Annotated in this window: 9 protein-coding genes; 2 read left to right on the forward strand and 7 right to left on the reverse strand. The window is 68.0% G+C overall.

Annotated elements, in window-relative coordinates:
• Positions 1–85: 85 nt before the first annotated feature.
• From VFF46_RS38270 to VFF46_RS38285, 4 genes are all read right to left on the reverse strand, one after another.
• Positions 86–628, reverse strand: coding sequence for a helix-turn-helix domain-containing protein (locus VFF46_RS38270; protein WP_325042171.1), 543 nt, complete (start codon positions 626–628; stop codon positions 86–88).
• A complete protein-coding gene (locus VFF46_RS38275; RefSeq protein ID WP_325042172.1) occupies positions 625–1,011 on the reverse strand; it encodes a recombinase family protein in 387 nt (128 codons plus the stop codon). Before VFF46_RS38275 ends, VFF46_RS38270 begins: the two co-directional genes overlap by 4 nt.
• A 1,002-nt stretch (positions 1,012–2,013) precedes the next feature.
• Positions 2,014–2,790: a L,D-transpeptidase gene (locus tag VFF46_RS38280; RefSeq protein WP_325042173.1), complete on the reverse strand. Its 777-nt coding sequence runs from the start codon at positions 2,788–2,790 to the stop codon at positions 2,014–2,016.
• A 120-nt stretch (positions 2,791–2,910) separates the two neighbouring features.
• On the reverse strand, positions 2,911–3,555 hold the full coding sequence (locus tag VFF46_RS38285; RefSeq protein ID WP_325042174.1) for a GNAT family protein: 645 nt from the start codon (positions 3,553–3,555) through the stop codon (positions 2,911–2,913).
• Positions 3,556–3,573: 18 nt separating this feature from the next.
• Between VFF46_RS38285 and VFF46_RS38290 the strand changes: the two genes are divergently transcribed.
• Positions 3,574–4,479 (forward strand): aminoglycoside phosphotransferase family protein, encoded by a 906-nt coding sequence (locus VFF46_RS38290; protein ID WP_325042175.1) that lies wholly within the window; start codon positions 3,574–3,576, stop codon positions 4,477–4,479.
• A 23-nt stretch (positions 4,480–4,502) separates the two neighbouring features.
• On the opposite strand, the gene VFF46_RS38295 is transcribed toward VFF46_RS38290, so the two are convergent.
• Positions 4,503–4,919 carry a hypothetical protein gene (locus tag VFF46_RS38295; RefSeq protein ID WP_325042176.1) on the reverse strand — a complete coding sequence of 139 codons (417 nt, stop codon included), beginning with the start codon at positions 4,917–4,919 and terminating at the stop codon, positions 4,503–4,505.
• On the reverse strand, positions 4,909–5,943 hold the full coding sequence (locus tag VFF46_RS38300) for an SEC-C domain-containing protein (RefSeq protein WP_325042177.1): 1,035 nt from the start codon (positions 5,941–5,943) through the stop codon (positions 4,909–4,911). Before VFF46_RS38300 ends, VFF46_RS38295 begins: the two co-directional genes overlap by 11 nt.
• Here VFF46_RS38300 and VFF46_RS38305 point away from each other — a divergent pair.
• Positions 5,942–6,829: a LysR family transcriptional regulator gene (locus VFF46_RS38305; protein ID WP_325042178.1), complete on the forward strand. Its 888-nt coding sequence runs from the start codon at positions 5,942–5,944 to the stop codon at positions 6,827–6,829. The genes VFF46_RS38300 and VFF46_RS38305 overlap by 2 nt on opposite strands.
• Before the next feature lie 63 nt (positions 6,830–6,892).
• On the opposite strand, the gene VFF46_RS38310 is transcribed toward VFF46_RS38305, so the two are convergent.
• Positions 6,893–7,867 (reverse strand): aldo/keto reductase, encoded by a 975-nt coding sequence (locus VFF46_RS38310; RefSeq protein WP_325042179.1) that lies wholly within the window; start codon positions 7,865–7,867, stop codon positions 6,893–6,895.
• Between the last annotated feature and the right edge of the window lie 3 nt (positions 7,868–7,870).

Here is a 7,870-nt window from a genome sequence, read left to right on the forward strand (position 1 = left end):
TCGCGTTAACGTGGGACACGAAGGCCTCCTGGGTGTGAAGCGGTTCCTTAGACAGCTCCACTTCACAACCGGAGGCCTTCACCTGTCAGACCGACTCACCGCCCACCCGACGAACAACCTCCCTGGACATCACAGCTAGCCACAGTGCGGCGGCGTCGGGCACGGCGTGGCCTTCGGCGAGCGCATTGCCGAGCATCACGGTCGAACCGCACAGGTCGCACATGATGATGCGCGCCTGGTGGGGCTGGCAGCGTTCACAGTGCCAGCGTTCGATGACCGCCGCAGCCGGTCCCGTGGGGTCGGGCAGGAGCCAGACGGTTTCGAGCCCTTCCCGGTGCAGCTGCAGTTCGTGCTTGTTCGCCGGGCGATGCCCGCACGTCGGGCACGCGGCCGCACGGGGCGGCTTCGGCATCGGCAACGACCGATCCGCCGTGCCGGCCGAGCCCTCTGCCGCGGCTGCAGGGAGCTCGAGCCGAGCCGTGCCGCCGGGCACGGCGGGAGAGCGGAGCTCGGGAACGTACTTGTAGATGGTGGCGCGGCTGACGCCGAGCAGCCGGGCGATCGAGGACACCGTGTTGTCGGCGTTGCCGAGCAGCGCCTTGGCGTGCTGAATCTGCTCCGGTGTCATCGCCGGTGGCCGGCCGAGGCGGGTGCCGCGGGCACGGGCCGCGTCGAGGCCTTCGCGGGTGCCTGGACGATCATCTCGCGGATGAACTCACCGAGCGCCGCGAAGACGTGGAAGATCATCCGCCCGCCCGGCGTGGTGGTGTCGAGCGCCTCGTGCAGCGACTTGAACCCGATCTCGCGCTGGCGCAGCCCGCTGACGATCGCGATCAGGTCCTGGAAGTTGCGGCCGAGGCGCCACAGCTCGGTGACCGTGACGACGTCGTTGGGCCGGGCGAACGCCAGGCAGTCCTGCAGCTCGGGCCGGTCAGCGTTCTTGCCGCTGAGCTTCTCCTGCCAGATCCGGCTGCAGCCGGCCGCGGTGAGGGCATCGAGCTGGCGATGCAAATTCTGCTCCCTGGTCGACACCCGCGCGTACCCCGAGCAGCATGCCGCCGCCGATGACTCCGAGCGGGTCGGGGTCGAGCGACAGCGCGGGCCTGCGGTCGAGATCGGTGGACGTCAACCCGCAACTGTATGGAAAACGGTGTTCGGGGAGTTGTTAGACACTCCGAGTTCTCAACACGTTTCTCGACACCTGAGGTACGGCGTGTCGGGGTCATGCGGCCCTTGAAGGCGTGGGTGTTGAGAATCGATCGATTCTCAACACCAATCAGCCGTACGGGCATACGGGGTTCTTCCTTCTTGGCGGTGAACGGATCTGCGCCGCCAACGCGGGGTGGTGGACGCAGCAGGGTGGGGGAGCCAAGCTTGTTAACAGGGGGAGACGATCGTGGTCGACAGGTGGGTGGGGGACCAGTAGGAGTGGAACTGATCATTGGTGTGGCGGCGCTGATCGTGGCGATCCTCGCCGGCTACTGGACTTATCGCACGATCCAGCACCGCCACGGTTAACAATCTTCAAGACAGAGACGCCCCTCTTTACCCAACACGACGATGCAGGCATGGCGGAGCGTGGTTCTCACGGTGTTCTGTGACGTCAGAACCATCTACGTCATAGACAGCGGGGAATAGAGGATCGAGCCGCGTTGCACTTGAGCCAGTCGCCTCGGACGGATCGGACGAAGTGGACACCGACCGGCTCTACGCGTCCGCCGCCTCACCCGGCGGAGTGAGACGGGAGAGACACCTCTCTCAACGAGCCGATGCCGAGCCGCCGTACCCTATTGCCCGAGCGCTTCGGTCGCATGCCTGGACGGATTCTCGCGACGGTCGCCGAGCACATGTGACTGTGCCCCGCGCTTCCTGCTCCGTCTCTGCTTCGTGGGGGGCTGACAAACGTCGATCATCGGCGCGTACTGATGCGAGGTAAACCGCAGGTCAGACGGCAGATTGGACGGATCTGGCCGTTAGTGGCCGTCAGTACCCGCAAGGTCCTGGAGATGCCTGCTAGTACTCGCCGTAGATCTGGACCTTGGTGCCGATCGGGGTGTCTTCGAAGATCTGGTGGATCTCCGGGCGCAGCACGCGGACGCAGCGGTGGCTGGCGGGGTACGGCTTGACGAGGGAGTTGACGCGGGAGCCGTGCAGCGCGATGCCAGGCCGGTCCTTGAGGAAGTACAGCGAGTCGTACATGTACGCGTCCGGATACAGGCTGCTCTCATGCGCGCCGGCCCACTTGCGCCACACCTCGCCGGTCCGGTTCGGGGTCTCGTACCCACGCCCGCCGGTGGAGATCCAGACGATCCGTTTGTAGGTCTTCCCAACGATTTGGTACAGGATCTGGCAGGTCTTGTTGACGTAGATCCCGGGTTCGCGGGTCGGCGTCGGGCGGCTGGTCGCATTCAGCACGGAGTACGCGTCGTCGAGCGTGAGGCCGCGGCGGGTGACCGGCATCCCGTGGGTCTCGCGCCACGCGCACAGCGCCTGCTTGGCGCGGGCGGTGATGTCCCCGTCGATGTCGCCGACCGGGTACCCGAGTTTGTCGAGCTGCTGTTCGACGCGCAGCGCGTAGTACTCCGGCTTCTGCTTCACCTTCGGTTTGACCGTCGGCTTCGCGGTGGGTCGCGCGGTCGGAGTCGGCTTGGCCGTCGGCGTCGTGGTCGGCGTACTGCTCGACGCTCGGCTGGGGGAGGGCGTCGTCTCGCTCGCGGCGACGTCCGAACAGCCGGCCAGGACGAACGACAGGACGACGGCGGCGGCGGCCAGACCACGGCGACGAGACACGGATTCCCCTCTCCTCAGCACTTTTCAGCGTCGCAGAACCACGCCCGGTGAGCGTGCAGCGACCCGCCGAGACTAGTCCGCGAACGGTGCCATCGCCGTGTGGTCAGCGGATCCCGTCACCTAACCGTTGCCGAGCACAGGCTCGGGGTCGTCGCGCAGCCGGCTGTACAGGTAGCCGTCGCGGAGCTTCCCGGCGCGGAACTCGCATCCGCGGATCACGCCTTCGAGCCGGAAACCCGCCTTCTCCAAGGACCTCTGCTCGGCCAGGTTCTCCGGATGCGTCGCGGCCTGGATCCGCTGTACGGACGTGTGCTCGAACAGGTACGCCGTCAGCATCGCCTGCGCGCGCCACCCGATCCCGCGACCCCGGTACTCCGGCAGCAGCGCGATCCCGATCTCCCAGTACGGCGTACGCCCGTCGAACGACCCCGAATGCCAGCTGACAAACCCCGCCGTCCCGAACCCCGCCGTCCCGGACCCCGCGGTCTCGGACCCCGTCGTCTCGGACCCCGTCGTCTCGGACCCCGCGGTCTCGGACCGCGCCGTCTTGGAGTCCGCCGTCTTGGAGTCCGCCGTCTCGGGGGCAGCGCGGACGATCAACCGGCCGTCCTCCTTGCCGAGGAACCCGTCCTCGGCGTACCGGCGGACCGGCGCCTGCGGGTCCCGGTATCCGTTCCAGTCCAGCCCGATCAGCCCGGGCTCGACCGCGAACCGCTGGAACAGGGGCAGATCGTCCTCCACGACAGGCCTCAGCGTGACATCCATACCTGCCAGACTAGGCGGGTGAAGTGGCTCGACGCGTACTCGCCCGCGGCGATCGCCGAACTCGTACGGACGGTCGTACCGGAGCTGAGCGACCTCCCGATCGTCGCCCGCGAACTGGTGAACAAGGACGAGCCGATGTGGTGGTCCTCGAGCGCGTTCGTCGGCGGCCGGTACGTCGCCAAGTTCGCCTGGTCACGCCCCGCGGCGCTCCGACTGGCGCACGAGATCGCCGTACTCGACGCCTTGTCCCGCGAACCGGCGGTCCCGTACCTGCCGAAGGTAGTTGCGAGCAGCGCCGATCCTCTCCTGCTGGTGACCGAACTCGTACCGGGCGCTTCGTTGTTCGAGGTCGTCGACGCCATCGACCCGGACGAGGCGGGCCGTCAGCTCGCGCACTTCCTCGCCGAGCTGCACCGCGCGGGCGACCGGCTGGGCGATGTCCCGCCGGCCCCGCTCCAGCCGCCGACCACTGACACCTTGCGCGCTCAGATCGGGAAGTGGATCCGCCCCGAACAGCTCCCGACGGTACGTCGCTGGTGCGACTGGGCCGACGACGTACTGGCCGTGCCGCGCCCACACGTCCTGGTCCACGCCGACCTGCATGGCGGCAACCAGATCTGGGACGGCGACGAGCTCCGCGCGATCGTCGACTTCGAGACCGCAGGGCGTGCCGAGCCGGAGTACGACCTCCGCGCTTTCCCCGGAACGGGCCCAGGCGTCGAACTGGTGACGGCAACCATGCACCACTACGCCGACCTCACCGGCAATCCGCTGGACACCGATCGGATGATGGCCTGGCACCTCCGCACGGCGCTCGGCGACGTCCTGTGGCGCAGCGAGGCCGGCACCCCGCTCGCCGACCACCGCACCCCACCGGACTGGATCAACGACCTCGCCGACCGCTTCGCCGCCCTGAGTATCTAGGTATCCAGAACCCCGGCTCGTACCTAGAGCCCGAGGTCGCGCAGGAACTCCGGCTTGTACGCCTGCAGCACCACATACCGCGGATCCGGCACCTCCATCCCCGCGTTCTTCGCGGCATCCCCGGCCGCGTCGTGCGGCCCGACCGGAACGCTCGGGTCCGTCCAGTCCTGCTCGGCGGCGTTCCAGCGCGTGATGGTGGTCGTCGCCTCCAGCCGATCGCCCGCCACCAGCTCCTTCGCGGCCCGCTCCGCCTCCTGCGCGTCCTCGAGCGAATGCGTGTACATCAGCAGCCGGTCCCCGTCGCGAGTGACCGTCACCTGTGCCCCGAGCCGCTTCCGCGCATCGTCGTCCAGATCCAGCGCCCGCAACCGGTCCCAGAACGTGAGCCTGTGCCCCTCGTCCCGCAACACGACCTCAACCCGAAACTCCTCATCCGCCATGCGCGACACGATACCCAGTGGCATCGTCAGGGGGCGGTATCGCCTCGGCCGCGAGCAACGGTCCGCCGCAGCACTTCTTGTACTTGGCCCCGGACCCACACCAGCACCGCTCGTTCCTCGACGGCGGCCAGGAGATCCGTCTGCCGTCCGGAACGGACTGATACTGGAGGTCGTCGTCTTCGAGGCAATCCAGGAAGCCGGCGTAGGTCCAGGTCGCGATCATCGCCGGCCGGTCCTCGACCCGTAGCGCTCGCTCGGCGGCGCGGCAGTACGCATCGGGGTCGGTGCCGATGAAGTGGTTGCGCCACGGCACGGCGGCGTCGAACTCGCCGCGGTCCCACACCTGCAGTTGTCCCTCGACGACCACGGGCTCTCGGAGCAGTTCGCGCAGGGCGGCCTCGCGGTCCAGCGCCTCATCGTCTCCCAGGACCCCGAACAGGTCGACGCCGTCGAGCGGCAGCCCTAGCGCCCACTTCACGCGGCGCCGTCCGGTCACCAGTACCTGGAGTTGCTGTGAGCGACAGATGTCGTCGCCGTCCACATTGTCGGTCGCAGCTGTGTACCAGGACAGCGCTTCTTCCTCCTCGCCCTGCTCCTCGAGCAACTCGGCAGCGCTCGTCCAGGCCGCGCTGTGGAGGCGTCTGTTCGCCATCACCGCGCTCAGCTCGGCCCTGGCCTCGGCGTCGCGGCCCTCGCCGAACAGGAACTCGGCGTAGTCGACGTGCGCCTGATCACCGTCCTCTCCACCTTCTCTGATGAGCTGCCGCCAGATCGCGACGGCCCGCTCGTGACGTCGTTGCCGCACATGGTCGTTGGCGGTGATGCGCAGTGCCACGCACCGACCGAATTCTGCTGCCGTCCGGGGATCGCGGATCTCGTCCGCCAAGGGATCAATCACAGCGGGGAAAGTATTGGTATCGATGCCACCGCGAACACGCGTCTTCGAACCTGTGGATATCCGGCGTACCGCAACATGCGGGGCCGCAGAATCGGCGTGGTTCGATCGACTACAGTTCTTAGTCATGGAGCTGAGGCACTTGGAGCACTTCGTCGCGGTCGCGGAGCAGAAGCACTTCACGCGGGCCGCCGAGGCGATGTCGATCTCGCAGTCGGGGTTGTCGGCCTCGATCCGGGCGCTCGAGCGAGAGCTGCGGGCGTCCCTGTTCGTGCGGAACACCCGGAGCGTCGAGCTCACCGAGGCAGGACGGGCGCTGCTCTGCGAGGGGCGTCGCGCGCTGGCCGCCGCCGAGGCCGCGAAGGACGCGGTCGCCGCGGTGCAGGGTCTGCTCCGCGGTCACCTCACGGTCGGGCTGGAGCAGTGCCTCGGCGTGGTCGACGTGCCGGCGCTGCTCGCGAAGTTCCGGTCGGCGTACCCAGGGGTCGAGATCGAGGTCCGGCAGGCCGGCTCCACCCCGATGCTCGACGAACTCGCCTCCGGCCGCCTCGACGTCGCGTTCGTCGCGACCGCCGGCGACCCGGTCGAAGGGCTCGACCTGCGGCCGCTGTCCCGCGAGTCCATGGTGCTGGTCTGCGCCCCCGACCACCGGCTCGCGAAGGCGTCCGGCGTCACGCTCGACGACCTGGCGGGGGAGTCGTTCGTCGACTTCGACCCGACCTGGGGCGCCCGCGCGATCTCGGACCGCGCGTTCGCCTCGGCCGGCGTCGCGCATCCGGTCACGATCGAGGTGAACGACGTACACACCCTCCTCGCCCTGGTCGCGCACGACCTCGGCGTGGCCCTCGTCCCCGAACGCATCGCCGCCAAGCGCGGCGACCACATCACCGTCAGCCTGGCCCCCGGCACAGCCTCCGACTGGCAGGTCTCGGTCGCCGTCCCGACGGGCCCAGCCGCCTCCCTCGCCGCCGACGCCCTGATCGGCATGCTCCCCACCACCGCCGGCCACAACTGAAACAGCCGGCCGTCACACGACGGCCGGCTGTCGCTACTTACCAGAGATGCTTACCAGAGGTGCTTACCAGGCGTAGTCCTCTGGGGCGGTCTTGTAGCCCGGGAAGATCTCGTCGAGCCGAGCCAGCGACTTCTCGTCGAGCTTGATCTCAACCGCGCGTACGGCGGACTCCAGCTGCTCCATCGTCCGCGGACCGACGATCGGCCCGGTCACGGCCGGCTGGTGCAGCAGCCACGCCAGCGCCAGCTCACCCGGCTCGTGCCCGAGCTCCTCCGCGAACGCCTCGTACTGCTCGATTTGCGGCCGCAACCGGTCCAGGGTCTCCTTCGAGCGCCCCTCCAGCCGCCGTACCCCTTCGTTCTCCTTGCGGATCACGCCACCGAGCAGCCCGCCGTGCAGCGGCGACCACGGGATCACACCCAGCCCGTACGCCTGCGCCGCCGGCAGCAGCTCACGCTCGACGTCACGCTGGATCAGGTTGTACAGCGACTGCTCGCTGACCAGACCGTTGTAGTTCCGCTTCGCAGCCGCCTCCTGCGCCTGCGCGATGTGCCACCCCGCGAAGTTGCTGGACCCGGCGTACAGCACCTTCCCCTGCTGTACGGCGACCTCCATCGCCTGCCAGATCTCTTCCCACGGCGTCGCGCGATCCACATGGTGGAACTGGTACAGATCGATGTAGTCCGTCTGCAACCGCTTGAGCGAGGCGTCGAGCGCCCGCCGAATGTTCAGCGCCGACAGCTTCCCTTCATTGGGCCAGCCCTCGCCCATGTCTCCGTAAACCTTGGTAGCCAGCACCGTCTTGTGCCGGTGCCCAGGATCCTTCGCGAACCACTCACCGATGATCTCCTCGGTCCGCCCCGGGTAGATCGACCGCCCGTACCCGTTCGCGGTATCGAAGAAGTTGATCCCCACCTCATGCGCCCGCTCCATGATCGCGTGCGCATCCCCCACCTCGGTCAGAGGCCCGAAGTTCATGGTCCCCAGAACGATCCGACTAACCTGCAGTCCCGTCCGCCCAAGCTGAGTAAATTCCATACC

This window comes from Kribbella sp. (genome assembly GCF_035655035.1).
Taxonomy (GTDB): Bacteria; Actinomycetota; Actinomycetes; order Propionibacteriales; family Kribbellaceae; genus Kribbella.